Below are 16,087 nucleotides of genomic sequence, written 5' to 3'. Positions count from 1 at the left end.
CAAGCGAGACCTTCTGTCGAATCCCGGAGGTCCTCGACAACGTCGCCGCCCTCGCCTGGACATGGGTCAAGATCGCTGCGGCATCTGAGAGCCGCCATGACCGTGCCGGTGCTGATCGATATCCTGCTCTCTATACTGAGTCGTGATGGTGAGCCTCAATGACGTCGCACGCGCCGCCGGCGTGTCGAAATCCGTTGCGTCCAGGGCGCTCAACGGCGACGTCAACGCACGGATTCGCGAGGACACCCGCACTCGAATCCTCGAGATCGCGGAGCACCTCGGGTATGTCCCGAACCGACGCGCCATCGCACTGCGCTTCAATCGCTCCGGCGCCATCGCACTGATCGTCCCCGACCCGAACAACCACGTCTTCGCCGAGATGCTGTCCGGAATCCAGCAGGTTGCCACCCCAGCGGGGATCGATGTCCTCATCGGCACCGTCGACCACGCGCCGGAAGGCCGCGATGCCGTGCAGCGCCTGCTCAAGCAAGGGCGAGTTGACGGTATTTTGATCCAGCGCCGCGAAGACTTCGATGACAACGAGCTTCGCGAAGTTGTCCCCGAGGGCATCCCCACTGTCTTTGTCAACTGCCGACTCGATGACCGGACAGGATCGGTCATCTTGCCGGATGCCGAAGGCGTCCGTATCGCGACAGAGCATCTGATAGACCTCGGTCACCGCGACCTCGGATTCATTGGCGGATCGCCCACACACGACACCGCAGTCCGCCGCCGAATCGGTTTCGAGGAAACGCTCGCCTCACACGGCCTTGCCTCTCGGCCGGAATGGGTACATGAGCTCGGATGGGAGGCTCCCTCTGGAGCGGCCGCGGTTGATGCCATCCTCGTACGGCCCGATCGGCCAACTGCACTAGTGGTGGCGAGTGTGAACGCTGCAATAGGTGCACTCTCCCAACTGCAGCGAGCGCAGGTGAAGGTTCCCGAGGAGATGTCCATCGTCGGGATCCACACCACCTGGGTATCGGAGACGGTATTCCCGGCCATCACCACCGTGCGAATGCCGCTGTCGAAGATCGGCAGCACGGCGGCGGAAATGCTCCTCGGGCACCTCGACGGGGAGGCGCTCTCCAATGTGACGATCGACGATCCCGCCCCCGAACTACTGGTGCGGGGCACCTCGATTGCCCCGACGAAGGCGTGACTCGGGACTAGCGGGCCCGATCGCGGACGAAGAACGACCTGCCCTTACCGCGGAAGCGTCCGCGGAGGTCAAGGACGCACCACCGTTTTCAGCTCGGGTAGTCCGACCTCGGCGGCGACTTGCCGCCCCGCGATCGATCAGCGAGCTCCATGATGTCGCCCCGGCGAAAGGAACCGCAGCGGCATTCGACTAGCAGGCAGCGCGACCGTAAATTCGCCAGGATTCGGTCCCGTCAGGTTTCGAGGATCTCGAGTTCTGCTCTGGAAGCAATTGCACACCTCGACGAGTGTGCCGCGCAGTTCGAGGTTTCTGGGACAACATGCACAACCGGTTGCGCACCGGGGCGGTGGGTGCTTTACTTACTTCACCCGCCTTGTGACTGCGACCACAGTCGTGCGTCCAACCCCGCTCCTCCTCAAGGAATGCAATGAATCCTCCCGAGCGAACCTCGATGGCTTCGCCAATGACCGAATCGTCCCAGCCGTCAAACAGCGGCCTGCGCAAGGTAGTCGCCGCCTCGATGGCCGGGACTGTCGCGGAGTGGTACGAGTTTCTTCTGTACTCCGCGGCTTCCGCGTTAGTCTTCGGCACCCTGTTCTTTCCGAAGACCGACAACGCCCTCGACGGCGTACTTAGTGCACTGCTCATCTACGCGGTCGGCTTTCTCGCCCGTCCGCTCGGCGGTGTGGTTTTCGGTCTCTACGGCGACAAGTTCGGCCGCAAGAAACTGCTGCAGTTCAGCCTTCTGCTGGTCGGGATCTCCACGTTCGGAATGGGCTGCCTCCCCGGCTTCGGCAGTATCGGCTATTGGGCGCCAGGGCTTCTCGTGATTCTCCGCTTTGTTCAGGGATTCGCAGTCGGAGGCGAATGGGGTGGTGCAGTTCTGTTGGTCAGCGAGCACAGCTCCGACCGTCGCCGCGGCTTCTGGGCGAGCTGGCCACAGGCGGGGCTTCCTTTGGGGAACCTTGTCGCGACCATGGTCTTGTCCGTGCTTGCCTTCGTCATGCCGGAATCGGCATTCCTTGGTTGGGGATGGCGACTGGCGTTCTGGCTCTCAGCGGTCATCATCATCATCGGCTACTACATTCGCACTCATGTCGACGACGCGCCGATCTTCCTGGAGTCGCTGAAGGCCGAGGAGCAGCGCAGCGAGAACCGGTCAAGTGTGTCGCAGGCGATTCGACAGTATCCGCGGCAGATTGCGATCGCGATGGGACTACGTGTCGGCGAGAACATCCTCTATCAGGTTGTCGTTACCTTCTCGATCACGTACCTGGCCTTCAAGGTCGGAATGAAGATCGAAAATGTCTTGCTGGTTATGCTAATTCCGCATCTGCTGCATTTCATCCTGATTCCGGTGATTGGCGGCCTTACCGATCGGATCGGGCGCAAACCCATCTACATGACCGGCGCGCTGCTAATGGTGTTGTGGGCGTTCACTTCCTATCCCTTGATGAACACGGGAAACATCGTGCTCGTGATCGTGGCGCTGACGCTTGGATTGGCCGTTCATGCGCTGGTCTACGCGCCGCAGGCTGCGATGATGTCCGAGATGTTCCCGACACGTATTCGGTATTCCGGGGTATCGCTCGGCTACCAAGTGACCTCAGTCTTCGCCGGGTCGGTTGCCCCATTCATCGCGACTTACCTTCTGCGTGAGTATCATTCGTGGATCCCGATTGCGATTTACCTGGTAGTCGCGGCGAGTGTTTCACTGATCGCAATCTCGGCCGCGCGCGAGACCTGCGGGATCTCCTTGCAGGATGTCGACGCCCAGGACCGGACGAGATTTCCACCGAGTTCGAACCAGCAGCGCTGACAAAACAGCGCTCACCGGTACCCCCAATCTCTCATGTGTCCAGGAGGACAGCAGGTTGCCATGAGTAGGCTCATCGGCGACTACTGCGAGAGCCCGTACCTCAGCCTCGTTCCGAGATGCGGCGAAGGAAGTATCGTCGCCGGACGATCTCTCAGCGCCGATCACCAAATATTGTCCTCTTACCGCGCAGTGTTTCGAGTACGGTCACGCCGCAGCACACGGACCATTCGATCGCCGCCGAACTCCATCGCGTACCGAGACATCGGTGGCACAGAGGCGCGAAGGGGCCTGCAACGTTCCGGCAGTGCACTCTGACCTTCCTACTTGAAGTTCTTCACGCGGTCATTTCGACTGCAGTACAGGAGGTAAACATGCCCATCAACCGACCCATCTCCACGACGGCTGACGCGTTGCCAGATAATGATCGCGGTCAGCCCGGCCAACTCAGAAGTCGCTTCGTCCCTGGCACAACCCGGTGGGCTGTCCGTCGCGCCCAATGGACCGCGCTCGGGCGATCGGTTGAGGACCAGGGACGACCACAGATCGCCATCGTAAACACCTCATCCCGGCTTTCTGTCTGTTTCGCCCATCTCGACGACATCGTCGATGTGGTAGCTGAGGCGATCTGGGAAGCTGGCGGCTTGCCGCTCGAGATACGAACTGTCGCACCGAGCGATTTCGTAACCAGCGCCGGACGAAAGGCGCGATACCTCCTTCCCACCCGTGACCTCATCGTCAACGATGTGGAAGCCGCAGTGGAAGGGGCCGTACTCGACGGAATGGTCTGCTTGTCCTCCTGCGACAAGACGGCCCCCGCCCATCTCATGGCGTCAGCACGACTAGACATCCCCTCCATTCTGGTCATCGGCGGGTATCAACGGGGAGGCACATACGCAGGCTGCTCGGTGGATATCGACACCGTCTACGAGTCTGTCGGCGCCGTCAATGCCGGCGAGATGACCGTCGATCAACTCGGTGACCTAGCCGATGCCGCGATTCAAGGGCCGGGCGTCTGCGCAGGACTCGCTACCGCGAACACCATGCACGTCCTATCTGAAGCCCTCGGAATGACAATGCCTGGCTCGGCACCCATTCGAGCGAACTCAGACAGGATGCGCGAACGCGCTGCTGCTGCTGGTACTCGAATCGTCGAAATGGTCGCCGAAGGATTGACCGCACGAAAGGTGCTGACCAAAGACGCCATTGAGAATGCTGTCGAAGTAGCCCTTGCACTGGGGGGATCGGTCAATTGTATTCGTCATCTCGCAGCAGTTGCCAATGAAGCCGACCTCGATATGGATGTTGTCGCCACATTCGAGGAACGAGCAAAATCCGGCGTCCAACTCGCGGCAATACGACCGAACGGGACCAACCAGGTATGGGATCTCGAGCGGGTAGGGGGCACTCAAGCCGCAATGAAGGCTTTGCTTCCACGACTACACGGCACAGCGTTGACAGTGACAGGTGACACCGTGATGGAGCGAGCCGAGACAGCCCCTCAACCGGACGGCGAAGTGTTGCATGAACTCTCGGACCCGATACGCAACGAGAGTGGGTTGCTGATTCTTCGTGGTTCGCTTGCTCCTGATGGGTGCATCGTCAAAGTCGCGGGCGTCGGAAACGCACGTCGTCAGTTCTCGGGCTCAGCGAAGGTATTCCTAGGCGAGGACCAGGCAATCACGGCTCTCGGTAACCGGGAAATTACGCCAGGCGATGTCATTGTCCTTCGCGGTATGGGGCCACGCGGTGGCCCGGGCACGGTGTTCGCGGCAAGCTTCGTGGCGGCCCTCAACGGCGCAGGGCTCGGCGGCCAGGTCGCGGTGGTGACAGACGGCGAACTGTCAGGACTCAACCATGGACTAGTCGTCGGCCAGGTCATGCCTGAAGCAGCGGACGGGGGACCACTCGCCGGCGTGGAACCTGGTGACATCATTTCCATCGACCTCGACACACGCACGCTTGATGCGGACCCTACTCGGCCGGGAGCGCCCGTACATTCCGGTACCCCGGGCCGAGAACGCGGTTGGCTCGGCCAGTATGCCCAACTTGTGGGCCCCATACAGCAGGGTGCGGTCCTGCGACGCCCGATATCGCAGTAGGCGTTCAGAAAGGAATCGAGACGTTGTCGAATACAGCAACTCAGCCGAGGAGAGCCGCCATCGCCGCCCTCGTCGGAACAGTGCTCGAGTGGTACGACTTCATCGTGTACGGCACCGCCGCCGCGGTAGTTCTCAACAGACTATTTTTTCCGTCCGAGAATCCGCTGGTGGGGACCTTGGCCGCCTTCGCCACATACGCGGTCGGGTTCCTGGCGCGACCCATTGGAGGGTTGATCCTTGGGCGAATGGGCGACCGTGTTGGCCGCAAGAAGGTCTTGGTTTCGACCCTATTGCTCATGGGCGGTGCGACAACGGCGATCGGCCTCCTCCCGACGTACGCAACCATCGGTATCGCTGCCCCCATCCTGCTCATTTTTCTGCGCCTGATTCAAGGATTCGGAGCGGGAGGGGAGTACGCAGGCGCAGTCGTACTCTCGGTCGAGCACGCGGTACCCGGCAAGCGCGGTCTTGCGGGTGCATGGGCGCCACTCGGCTTCTCAGTCGCCACGTTGCTGGCGAACGCCGTATTCTATCTCTTCCTACTCATGCCCGAGGAGCAGTTCGAATCGTGGGGGTGGCGAGTTCCGTTCCTCCTCGGTGCCGTGTGCGTAGTAGTTGGCTACATCATCCGGCGACGAGTGGAGGAGCCGCCAGCCTTCGAAAAGATGCAATTACACCGCACCGCACCACAGAAGCGGTCACTGTTCGCTGCGCTCAAAGAGCATCCGCGCAGCTTCCTCATCGTCGTGGGTACGCGGATGGGGGAGAACGGTTTCGCCTACCTTCTGCCCGTCTTCGGTGTCGCCTACGTTTCGAAGACTCTCGAGTTGGGTGACTCGGTGGCGTTGTGGGCAGTGATGATTGCTTCAGCAATACAGCTGATTACTGTCCCGTTCTATGGTGCGCTGTCCGACCGAGTCGGCCGGAAACCCGTCTACATCGCAGGAGCGGTCGGGTCCATGCTGTGGCTCGCACCCTTCTTCATGCTGACCGGGACAGGCTCGACGGGCGCAGTGATCTTGGCCTTCGCCATCGGGTTGGGATTCGCCTACCCCGCCATGCTTGCCCCCCAAGCCGCCTGGTACGCCGAACTGTTCGATACAGAATTCCGGTTGTCCGGCTTTGCGTTCTCGCGGGAAGTCGGCTCCGTTCTGGCCGGCGGGTTGGCTCCGTTCGTTGCTACTGCCCTGTTCGCATGGACCGGGTCATGGTGGGCGATCGTGGGATACATGACAGCTCTGGCGGTGATTGCATTGGTGGCATTGTGGATGGGGCCGGAGACGTTGCGCCGGGAGATGGACGCGACTGATGCCAAGCCTGTAGGCGACGAGACGACACGCTTTGCAGCGTCTGACTCAGGTCGGCAATGACACACAAGTCCAGCGACTTCGGTATTACGCGTCGGGCGGCTTTGATGCCGCGGTAGAGTACGCGTGGCAGCAGAGGACGCTTGTTCGGCTCCTCGGATGTCCCGCATGATCCTTTCGGTTGCCCCGTGGTCTTGATCAATAGGAACGCTGAAGAAGGACCAGCGCGACACATGGGCGCCCGCCTCGATTGGGATCCCGCCGATTTCGGCTCAGTCACGTACCGTGGCAAGTCGGTGACGGCGCTCGTCTCCCTTGAGGTGGGTGCCGTCGCGACTGGGGAATCAGCGTACAAACGCCCTGGAACGATAGAGATCCTTCCCGAACAGCCAGAAACCGTGAGCAGGTAAATCCCTTCGCGGGTCGCTCCGAACCGCCCCGGTGTGGCTGCCGTCAGCGGAGCCGAAACTGACCCGGCAAGAAACTTGGGCGGCAAACCCTGCCCGGACGGATCCCTGCTACGCCTTCACGAGCTGGACACCCCATGCACCACAAATAAACTCGAATCCTCGACACCGTGCAGCGGCAGTCGCCCATGACTCTGTGGAACAGTCGCAGCGGCAATGGCATTCTCGACTTTGCGCTACTCTGGGCGCCGATTGGTGGTCCCACCCCGAGGAACATTACAAACGTCATCTCGATAGACGTCACGGAGTTCAAGGACCGGGTCCGAGATGCTGTGAGGCTCGAAGTGGCCCGACTTCAGCGCGGTATCACCTCTTCGGAGAGAATCTATGGTCTGTCCGCGATTGCGGCACTCGATCGTAGTTCACGCACAAGCACGTCATAGGAAGCGCTCATCGGTGGCGGCGTAACCGTCAGCTTCCTCACCCCGCCAAGGTCGGTGTCGCACCGCTCTGGAGTCAGCGACATTCATCCACAAACCACGCTGGCATGCAGGATTCCATCAGTGTCTTGGCCAACCTGGAGGCCTGCTTGTGCAGTGTGGCGAAACGGCGCGTCTCTTGTGTGGTCGAGGTCTGGTCCGGTTCTGGTCTCGACGAGGTGCGGCAGGTACGAGGCGATGGAGCCCAGCAGGTGAGTAAGTCGAAAAAGGCGCGCCCAAGCGCAGCGACGCCGTCCTCGTCTCCCTCTGAGACATGACCGCCAGAAAGGACGGCGACATAAGGGCGATGACCGTGGCCGTGCGCGCATGCAGTGCCGTCACTGAGCCTGGTGCGGGCGCCTGAAGTGGCCAAGCTGCAGACGCGCCACGGCACGAACTGGGGGTCCGGGCGGCGGGTTCGAAGTCCTCCAGCGGTCAATGCCGTCGAAGAAGCGAGTGGTAGTGCACCCGCCGTCAGGCCATCCTTTGTGCGCATCGATCACCGCGCATTCCTATCACTGAACTGGGCAGAGGACACGTCCCTGTGACGTCCGAAGTGCCACGCCCGCAACGCGATACTGTCCGCACGACGTCCAGTCAGCTCAGACAATGGGGGAGACGCCATGACCGGGAATGCAGCAACCACGCCGCCGCTCGGGAAGATCCTGACCGCCGACGAGATCGCCCGGTTCGTGGCCCGGTGGACGAGGAACTCGCCCGGGGGCCTACGGTGATTGGCGAGGTGACGGCGCTCGCTGAAAATGCTCAGTTCTGCTTACCGAAAGTGCTCACCCGTGTGGCTCCGCCGATGAGGGCGGGTCTCCCTCGATGCTGGTGGTCTCTGACCACACACCAGCGATTCGAGGGAGACCCGCATCTCATGCTGACATGGGAGGAAGACGTGGAAGTACACGCACTGCACAAACAGGGCTGGACGATCTCGGCGATCGCCCGACACACCGGACGAAACCGCCGCACCATCCGCAACTACATCAACGGCGTCACCACCCCCGGTATCCGCAAACCCGCACGTGAGGACCCGTTCGAACCGTTCGTCGAGTACGTCACCTGCCGGCTGCGGGAGGACCCGCACCTGTGGGCCCGCACCCTGTGCGACGAGCTCGAGGATCTCGGCTACCGGTTGTCGTATCCGACGCTGACCCGGCAGATCCGCGACCGCAAACTCCGCCCGGTATGCGAGGCCTGCGCGAACGCCACCGACCGGGCGAACGCGATAATCGCCCATCCGCCCGGCGAGGAAACTCAGTGGGACTGGGTCGATCTGCCGAATCCACCCGCCTCCTGGGGCTGGGGCGGGATGGCGCACCTGCTGGTCGGCTCCCTGGCGCATTCGGGGCGCTGGCGCGGGATCCTGGCACCGGCGATGACCCAACCGCACCTCGTCGACGGCCTCGACCGGGTCAGCCGCAAGCTCGACGGCGTGACGAGGGTGTGGCGGTTCGATCGGATGGCCACCGTCTGCCATCCCGAGTCGGGCCGGGTGACCGCGAGCTTCGCCGGCGTCGCGAAGCACTACGGCGTCTCGGTGGCGATCTGCCCACCCAAAGCCGGGAACCGCAAAGGGGTGGTCGAGAAGGCCAATCATACTGCCGCCCAACGATGGTGGCGCACCCTGCCGGACGACGTCACCGTCGAACAGGCCCAACAACGCGTGGACGAATTCTGCCGGCTGCGGGGCGACACCCGGATGCGGGCCACCGCCAACGGCAAGGCATCGGTGGCTACGGTGGCGGCCGCCGAACCGTTGACCGCGCTGCCGGCCACGCCGTACCCGGCGATCCTCACCGAACCCCGGACCACATCCCGGCAGGCGCTGGTGTCCTACCGCGGCAACCGGTACTCGGTGCCCCCGGAGCTGGCGTCGGCGCAGGTCACCGTCACCCAAGTCCTCGGATCGGAGGTGATCGACATCGTCACCACCGCCCAGATCACCATCGCCCGCCACCGCCTCGCCCCGGACGGCGCCGGGGTGATCGTCCGCGACCACGGTCATGTCTACGCGCTCGAGCAAGTGGCCATGGCCGCCGCCGGGTCCGCCGGGCGCCCACACCGCCGGAAAGAACGCATCCCACCCGGACCCGCCGCGATCGAGGCCGCGGACATGTTGCGCCGCACCACCACCGGAACCACCACCACAACATCGAGTGCGGTCGAACCCTCGGCCACAACGACATCGACGGTCATCGACCTGTCCACCTACGAGCGGGCCGCCCACGGAAGGAACACCCTCGCATGACCACCACACCCATCCCCGATACGGTTCCGGCGCCGAACACCGCCGAGGCGGCCAGCCTCTACCAACGCCTGCGCGGACACCTGGCGGTACTCAAACTCCACGACGCCGCCGAAGCCCTGCCCGCGGTCCTCGACCGCGCGCAACAAACCAACCTGTCGATGACCGCCACCCTGGAGGAGTTGCTCTCGATCGAGGTCGACGCTACCGCGGCCCGCCGACTCGCCGGACGATTGCGGTTTGCGTGCCTGCCGACACCAGCGTCGCTCGAGGACTTCGACTTCGACGCCGCCGCGGGCCTCGACCGGACGCTGATCGCCGAGCTCGGGACCTGCCGCTACCTCGAAACCGCGACGAACCTCCTCCTCATCGGCCCGCCGGGGGTCGGCAAGACACACCTCGCGGTCGGGCTGGCGCGGGCCGCGGTGCACGCCGGCTACCGCACCTACTTCACCACCGCCGCGGACCTCGCCGCCCGCTGCCACCGGGCCGCGATCGAGGGCCGGTGGGCGACGACGATGCGGTTCTTCGCCGGCCCCACCCTGCTGGTCGTCGATCTATGCCGAGTCGGTAACTATGCCGAGGTGCGGGAGCGGTGATGTGAACTGCCTTGGCGTGGTGGCGGTTTTTGGTGGTGAATGCTCGAACGGGTCGACATAGTCTCGTCGGCGGGTTGACGCTTCTTTTGTCGGAGCACGGTGCTCCGGGAATGGAGGCGGGTCATGACCGCTACGAGAAGGAAGCCCGGCCGGATGGGGCCCTATATCGAGGGCTATACAGCGTGGCTGGTGGGGCTGGGATACACGCGAGGCACGGTCGTGAACATGCTGGCCATCGCGGGCGATCTCGGCCGGTGGATGGATGTGCGAGACCTCTCGCCCGGAGACCTCGACCGGGTCGTGGCCGCAGAGTTCCGCAGTGCGTGCGGCGCCGCCGGAATGCGCTGCGTGCCGGGGCCGCGTGGGTTGGATCCACTGCTGGATTATCTGGAACATGTGGGTGTGCTGGTCGGGGCCGCAGCGCCGACGACACCGGTCGATGAGTTGGTCGAGCGCTACCGCAATTGGCTCGTCGCCGATCGAGGGTTGGCGGATGCCACGGTTTTGCGTTACTCGAAGCTGGCGCTTTCGTTCTTGTCGCAGCGGGTAACCGAAGACAGTGACTGGGTCGGAAGCCTCACCGGGGCAGACGTTGTCGCGTTCCTCTTGCGGGAAAGCGGTCGCCTCAGCGTCGGCTCGACCACGGGGCGTGTGGCGGAGCTGCGGTCGCTGCTGAAGTTCCTGTATCTGGCCGGCCTGACGCCCCGACCGCTTGCCACGGCCTTGCCGCCGGTAGCCGGCTGGCACGACACGGGTATCCCCAAAGGAATCGCTGCCGCGGACGTGCAGCGGCTACTCGACAGCTGCGACCGGACCGACCCCACGGGCATCCGAGACTTCGCGATGCTCATGCTGGTTGCCCGACTGAGCTTGCGGTCGGTGGAAGTGGCGCGGCTGGGACTGAGCGACATCGACTGGCGGACCGGGCAAGTCGTACTGAGGGGCAAGGCGTCTCGCGAAGACGGAATGCCTTTGCCAACCGACGTCGGCGAAGCCTTGGCCGCGTACTTGTCACAGGCACGTCCGGAGACGAGGCTCCGGCAGATCTTCGTGACATGCAAGGCGCCGACGCGTGCCATCACACCGGGCCTGGTCAGCGACGTCACCCACCGCGCCTGTGATCGTGCCGGCCTGCCCCGAGTGGGCGCACACCGGCTACGGCATTCGCTGGCAACGGAGATGCTGCGGCGGGGAGCCAAACTCGTCGACGTGAGCCAGGTGTTGCGGCATCGCGATCTTGCCACGACGGCCATCTACGCCAAGGTCGACTTCGACACCTTGCGGACGATCGCCGCACCCTGGCCCGGAGCAGCGCGATGAGCGCCCTCGCCGACGCCGCCGGGGACTACCTGCGGCTGCGCAACAGCCTGGGCCACGACCTGGCCGCATACCACCGCCAGCTGCCCCGGTTCGTCGACTACCTCGATGCCACAGGCGTCCCCACGGTCACCATCGCGGCGGCCCTCGCCTGGGCGCAGGGCCCCGACGTCGACCCGAACACCACTATCGGGCCGCGGCGGATGACCATCGCCCGCGGATTCGCCCGCTACATGGCCGGAATCGATGCCGGCACCGAGGTGCCGCCACCGGGGCTTCTCCCGAATCGGCGACGGTGGCGTCCGCCGTTCATCTACAGCCCGACAGACATCGACACTCTGATGGCCGGGGCCCGGCGTTTACGTCGGCCGCTACCCGCGGCCACCCACGAAACCCTGATCGGGCTGCTGGCGGTAACCGGCATGCGGGTCGGGGAAGCGATCCGGCTCGATCGCGGCGATATCGACTGGGCCGATGCGGTATTGACGATCCGAGAGTCGAAGTTCGGCAAAACTAGACTGGTTCCCGTGCACGCGTCCACACTCACCGCGCTCGACCACTACGCCCGGACTCGCGATCGGATCTGTCCGCCGACAACCGCCCCGAGCTTCTTCGTCTCGATGGCCGGAACCAGACTGATCTACCAGCTCGTCCAGCAGAACTTCCGGCGGCTCTGCGACGACGCCGGAATCGGCGGCGAAGCCGAACGCCCACCACGAATCCACGACCTACGCCACACATTCGCGGTGCGCACCCTTCTCGGGTGGTATAGAGCGGGCGAGGACGTCGAAGCCCGACTGCAGACCCTGTCGACCTACTTGGGGCATCGAGATCCGCGCTCCACCTACTGGTATATGTCCGCGCAGCCCGAACTGCTCGTACTGGCGGCCGGTCGGCTCGAGCTGTCGCGGGAGGTGATGAGCCGATGAGTCCGATCGCTCCCACCCTGCAGAGCTTCTTCATCGACCGCCTGGTTAAACAACGCCGGGTCAGCCCACGCACGATCGCCTCCTATCGAGATTCGCTCAAGCTGCTGTTCGTGTTCGTGCAGGAGACAACCGGCAAGAAGCCCAGCGCCTTGAGCTGGGAAGGCCTCGACACCGAGACGATCGTCGCGTTCCTCGATCACCTCGAAACCGAGCGTCACAACAGCCCGAGAACCCGCAACCTGCGACTGACCGCGATCCGGTCGCTGTTCACCTACGCGGCACTGCGCCACCCCGAGCACGCCGCACTGATCCAACGGGTCCTCGCCATCCCCTCCCAGCGGTTCGACAAGCAGCTCGTATCGTTCCTCACCGCAGCAGAGATCGACGCTGTCATCGCCGCGCCCGATCGCGGCCGATGGGAAGGTCGCCGCGATCGGGCGCTGCTGCTGCTGGCCCTCCAGACCGGCCTTCGAGTCTCCGAGCTGACCGGCCTGGACTGCGCCGATATCACTCTCGGTGCCGGCGCGAATGTCCGATGCGTCGGCAAAGGCCGCAAGCACCGGGCCATTCCATTGACCTCGGCCACCCAATCCGTTGTTTGCGTCTGGATGGCCGAACGCGCCGGTCGACCCGACGAGCCACTATTCCCTACCCGCACGGGACGACGCCTGAGCACTGACGCCGTTCAGCGTCTCGTCCACGAACATGCCGTCACCGCCGCCCAACAATGCCCCTCGATCCGGGCAGACAAGCTGCACCCCCACGTTCTGCGCCACAGCTGCGCCATGTCGCTTCTCCGAGCAGGCGTGGATACCGCGGTCATCGCGCTCTGGCTCGGCCACAGCGACATCCGCTCGACGAACGTCTATCTCCACGCCGACATGACCATCAAACAGCGGGCCCTAGAACTCACCGCCCAAACCGCCACGCCCCCTGGGCGCTACCGCCCCAACGACGCCTGCTGGCATTCCTGGAAGGCCTGTAATAATGCCGACCCACAGTCCTCCCATGTCAGCCAGAAGCCCACCACGGCAGAGCAGTTCACATCACCGCACCCGCACCTCGGCATAGTTACCGACTCGGCATAGGTCGACCTATGCCGACGTCGGCATAGGTCGACGAACTGGGCTATCTCCCGTTGCCCGGCGAGGCGGCGTCGGCGCTGTTTCAGGTTGTCACGCAACGGTATTTGAAGACCTCGATCATCATGACGACAAACCGCAGTGTCGGCGAGTGGGGTCAGGTCCTCGGTGACACCACCGTCGCCGCGGCCATGCTCGACCGGCTCCTGCACCGGTCCGTGGTGCTCAACCTGGACGGGGACTCCTACCGCCTTCGGGATCATCACGCCCGCTCCGAAAACCTCCGCAAAGCCACCACCACACCCCGCCAACCGCTACAGTAATCACCGCTCACAGGTGGGCACATTCACCGAGCAAGTCTGAGCACTTTCGCCGAGCGTCGTCAGAGGTGCGCTCGGCCTTCCGGACCTGGCAGAGAAGGCGCGCACGCTTCTGCCCGAGACAGCCGCGGCCGACACCGCCCCTGATTCCGGGCCCGGCGCGTAGCGACCACCTCGGCTCGGTTCCCGGTCGCCGGCGCGTGGGGGTGAGAGGGTGAGAGGGTGCGAGGTATGACATTCCGGCTGCCGACCACCCTCGCGTCGGACTCGGATGCTGCGGCGATCGAGGCACTGACCAAGTATTACGACCGCCCGTATTTGGGCGATGCCGCCTACGTCGGCGCGCACTTCGACTCCTGGCCCAGCACCGGTAATCGGGCCGGGGAGGCGGACCGGTTCACCGCGGACGATCTGGTTGCGGCGGGTGTTCCTGTCCGTGCAGGTCTCACCGAAGGCGGCGCGGGAGATCCTCGACACCCAGGGCCGAGGCGCTGAACGCCCTTCTGCCGCGGTCGACGAACCGGACCCGCTCGCCCCACATGCCTGCCCGGCCACGGGTTGGCCGGCGATCTAAGTTGTCGGTGGCTGGGGTAGGTGTGTCGGAGCGGCGACGCGTTCTCCTCCGAGGGCATCAGTGACCCTGGATGCTGCCGCGATCACATCGCTCGCTACCTCGGTGAGCTGCTCGGGGTGGATGCGGTATGCCGGGCCAACGATTGACAGTGCCGCGACGACGGTGCCGGTGTGGTCATAGATCGGGGCGGCGACGGAGGCGAACTCGAGGCTCGACTCGCGGTAGTTGAGGGCGTAGCCGCGCCGTCGCACATCGGCGAGATCGAGCTGCAGCGAGTCCTCGGTGGTGTGCGCGTTCGGGGTCACCGGCGTCAACTCATGGGCGGCGAGCCAGGCGTCGAGTTCCGAGCTGGTCATCGCTGCAAGCATGACCTTGCCGATTGACGATCCGTGGGCCGGGCGGATGTCGCCGGCCTGGATTGCGATGCGGATCGGGGTCGCCGCATCGGAGACGGCGAGGTAGACGACGCCGCTGCCGCTCAACCTGCCGAGGATCGAGGCCTCACCGACCTTGTCCCTGAGGTCGGCCATGGCAGGACGAGCGAGTTCGACAATGTCGAAAGCGCTGAGGGCAACGGCTCCTAGCCGCGCCAGCTGAAGGCTAAGGCGGTAGCGCTGGGTTGCGGGCTGCTGTGAGATCAGACCGACCTCTGCGAGTTGAACTAGGAGCCGTCGCGTCGTGCTCGACGCCAGGCCCGCCCGCTTAGCTACGTCTCGCAGGGGTAGTTCCGGATGGTCTGACGTGAACGCGAACAGCACAGCGGCGGCCTTCGACACCACGGCGCTCCGGTCACCGGAAGAGATTTCATTCAATGGCACCGGTATAGTGTGCTTGTTCCGCCGTTACGGGGTCAAACGCGCCTGCATGCCGGGACGGGACGCAAGACGGTGAACGGGGGGTGGAGTCGCAGGATGGACGACGGCGGCGCCATCGTGACGGTCAACTCTGTCGAACGCGCCTTCGCGGTTCTGCGCTGTTTCGACGTGGACCACCCCGCTCGAACCCTGTCCAGTGTCGCCGCCTCGGTCGGGCTTCCGCGCGGGACCGCGCGCCGATTTTTGCTCACCTTGGTCGAGCTCGGCTATCTCCAACTCGATGGTCGCCTATTCACCTTGACCCCGCTAGTGCTGACGTTCGGGCATTCCTACCTCGCCACCCACGATCTCCCTCGTGTTGCACAGCCGCGCGTCGACCGTCTCGCCGCGGACCTGGGCGAGACCGTAGCGGTCACAGTGCTAAGCGGCGAGGACATCCTTTGCGTCGCCTGCGCTTCGAGCCAGCGGGTCGTGACCGCTGCCATCGCGGTGGGAAGCCGCTTCCCCGCGCACGCCACGGCCTCCGGTAGGGTCCTGATCGGCCATCTTTCTCCGGAGGAACGTGACAAGTACTTTGCCACGGTGGTTCTCCGGCAACTCACGCCCCGCACCGTCGTCGATCGCAGAGTCCTTCGGTCGGACGTGAACCACGTGGTCGAGCAGGGGTGGTCCACCGTCACTGACGAGCTCGAGATGGGGATGCGATCCGCAGCCGTTCCCGTGCGCGACCCCGAAGGCGTGGTCGTTGCCGCACTGAACGTTTCCCTGCAGAAGAGTCGATATTCGGTAGACGACATCCGGTACGTCGTCGCGCCTGCACTCTCCGAAGCCGCCGCAGCGATTACCGCAGGTCTTCGTCGCACTAACTGAGTGAAACAGGGCCCGGCGCGGGCCACGTCACACACGCCGGGGATCTGTTGGTTG

The 16,087-nt window shown here is 64.2% G+C and carries 10 protein-coding genes and 3 pseudogenes; 12 read left to right on the top strand and 1 reads right to left on the bottom strand.

The window, feature by feature from the left end:
• Window positions 1–145: 145 nt before the first annotated feature.
• The 11 genes and pseudogenes from ACLIVD_RS37935 to ACLIVD_RS37885 all read left to right on the top strand — a co-directional run bounded on the left by ACLIVD_RS37935 (window position 146) and on the right by ACLIVD_RS37885 (window position 14,269).
• Window positions 146–1,162 carry a LacI family DNA-binding transcriptional regulator gene (locus ACLIVD_RS37935; protein ID WP_491933141.1) on the top strand — a complete coding sequence of 339 codons (1,017 nt, stop codon included), beginning with the start codon at window positions 146–148 and terminating at the stop codon, window positions 1,160–1,162.
• A gap of 427 nt (window positions 1,163–1,589) precedes the next feature.
• Complete coding sequence (locus ACLIVD_RS37930) at window positions 1,590–2,981, top strand: MFS transporter (RefSeq protein WP_491933140.1); 1,392 nt, start codon at window positions 1,590–1,592, stop codon at window positions 2,979–2,981.
• A gap of 371 nt (window positions 2,982–3,352) precedes the next feature.
• Window positions 3,353–5,080, top strand: coding sequence for a dihydroxy-acid dehydratase domain-containing protein (locus tag ACLIVD_RS37925; protein WP_491933139.1), 1,728 nt, complete (start codon window positions 3,353–3,355; stop codon window positions 5,078–5,080).
• A 23-nt stretch (window positions 5,081–5,103) separates the two neighbouring features.
• Window positions 5,104–6,450: an MFS transporter gene (locus tag ACLIVD_RS37920; RefSeq protein ID WP_491933138.1), complete on the top strand. Its 1,347-nt coding sequence runs from the start codon at window positions 5,104–5,106 to the stop codon at window positions 6,448–6,450.
• Between the two features lie 1,703 nt (window positions 6,451–8,153).
• Window positions 8,154–9,530 carry an IS21/IS408/IS1162 family transposase gene (locus ACLIVD_RS37915; RefSeq protein ID WP_491933137.1) on the top strand — a complete coding sequence of 459 codons (1,377 nt, stop codon included), beginning with the start codon at window positions 8,154–8,156 and terminating at the stop codon, window positions 9,528–9,530.
• Window positions 9,527–10,084: pseudogene (locus ACLIVD_RS37910) on the top strand (ATP-binding protein); the annotation flags it as partial. The gene ACLIVD_RS37915 and the pseudogene ACLIVD_RS37910, both read left to right, overlap by 4 nt.
• 165 nt (window positions 10,085–10,249) lie before the next feature.
• Window positions 10,250–11,446 carry a site-specific integrase gene (locus ACLIVD_RS37905; RefSeq protein WP_491933136.1) on the top strand — a complete coding sequence of 399 codons (1,197 nt, stop codon included), beginning with the start codon at window positions 10,250–10,252 and terminating at the stop codon, window positions 11,444–11,446.
• The gene (locus ACLIVD_RS37900; RefSeq protein ID WP_491933135.1) at window positions 11,443–12,372 is read left to right on the top strand and encodes a tyrosine-type recombinase/integrase; all 930 of its coding nucleotides are present in this window, start codon (window positions 11,443–11,445) and stop codon (window positions 12,370–12,372) included. The genes ACLIVD_RS37905 and ACLIVD_RS37900 overlap by 4 nt, the downstream gene beginning before the upstream one ends.
• Window positions 12,369–13,357, top strand: a pseudogene (locus ACLIVD_RS37895) (tyrosine-type recombinase/integrase). Before ACLIVD_RS37900 ends, ACLIVD_RS37895 begins: the two are co-directional and overlap by 4 nt.
• 129 nt (window positions 13,358–13,486) lie before the next feature.
• A pseudogene (locus ACLIVD_RS37890) lies at window positions 13,487–13,777 on the top strand (ATP-binding protein); the annotation flags it as partial.
• 228 nt (window positions 13,778–14,005) lie between these two features.
• Window positions 14,006–14,269, top strand: coding sequence for a DUF6308 family protein (locus tag ACLIVD_RS37885; protein WP_491933134.1), 264 nt, complete (start codon window positions 14,006–14,008; stop codon window positions 14,267–14,269).
• A 75-nt stretch (window positions 14,270–14,344) separates the two neighbouring features.
• Here the strand turns inward: ACLIVD_RS37885 and ACLIVD_RS37880 are convergent, their stop codons facing one another.
• On the bottom strand, window positions 14,345–15,166 hold the full coding sequence (locus tag ACLIVD_RS37880; RefSeq protein WP_491933133.1) for an IclR family transcriptional regulator: 822 nt from the start codon (window positions 15,164–15,166) through the stop codon (window positions 14,345–14,347).
• Between the two features lie 93 nt (window positions 15,167–15,259).
• Here ACLIVD_RS37880 and ACLIVD_RS37875 point away from each other — a divergent pair, with 93 nt between their 5' ends.
• Window positions 15,260–16,033, top strand: coding sequence for an IclR family transcriptional regulator domain-containing protein (locus tag ACLIVD_RS37875; protein WP_491933132.1), 774 nt, complete (start codon window positions 15,260–15,262; stop codon window positions 16,031–16,033).
• Window positions 16,034–16,087: the final 54 nt, after the last annotated feature.

Source organism: Rhodococcus sp. G6(2025) (assembly GCF_058628105.1).
This window is presented reverse-complemented; position numbering and strand designations above follow the sequence as displayed.

Coding starts and splice junctions, on each gene's coding strand:
- ACLIVD_RS37875 (WP_491933132.1), top strand. CDS start 15,260: ATGGACGACGGCGGCGCCATCGTGACGGTCAACTCTGTCGAACGCGCC.
- ACLIVD_RS37905 (WP_491933136.1), top strand. CDS start 10,250: ATGACCGCTACGAGAAGGAAGCCCGGCCGGATGGGGCCCTATATCGAG.
- ACLIVD_RS37935 (WP_491933141.1), top strand. CDS start 146: ATGGTGAGCCTCAATGACGTCGCACGCGCCGCCGGCGTGTCGAAATCC.
- ACLIVD_RS37930 (WP_491933140.1), top strand. CDS start 1,590: ATGAATCCTCCCGAGCGAACCTCGATGGCTTCGCCAATGACCGAATCG.
- ACLIVD_RS37885 (WP_491933134.1), top strand. CDS start 14,006: ATGACATTCCGGCTGCCGACCACCCTCGCGTCGGACTCGGATGCTGCG.
- ACLIVD_RS37925 (WP_491933139.1), top strand. CDS start 3,353: ATGCCCATCAACCGACCCATCTCCACGACGGCTGACGCGTTGCCAGAT.
- ACLIVD_RS37915 (WP_491933137.1), top strand. CDS start 8,154: ATGCTGACATGGGAGGAAGACGTGGAAGTACACGCACTGCACAAACAG.
- ACLIVD_RS37900 (WP_491933135.1), top strand. CDS start 11,443: ATGAGCGCCCTCGCCGACGCCGCCGGGGACTACCTGCGGCTGCGCAAC.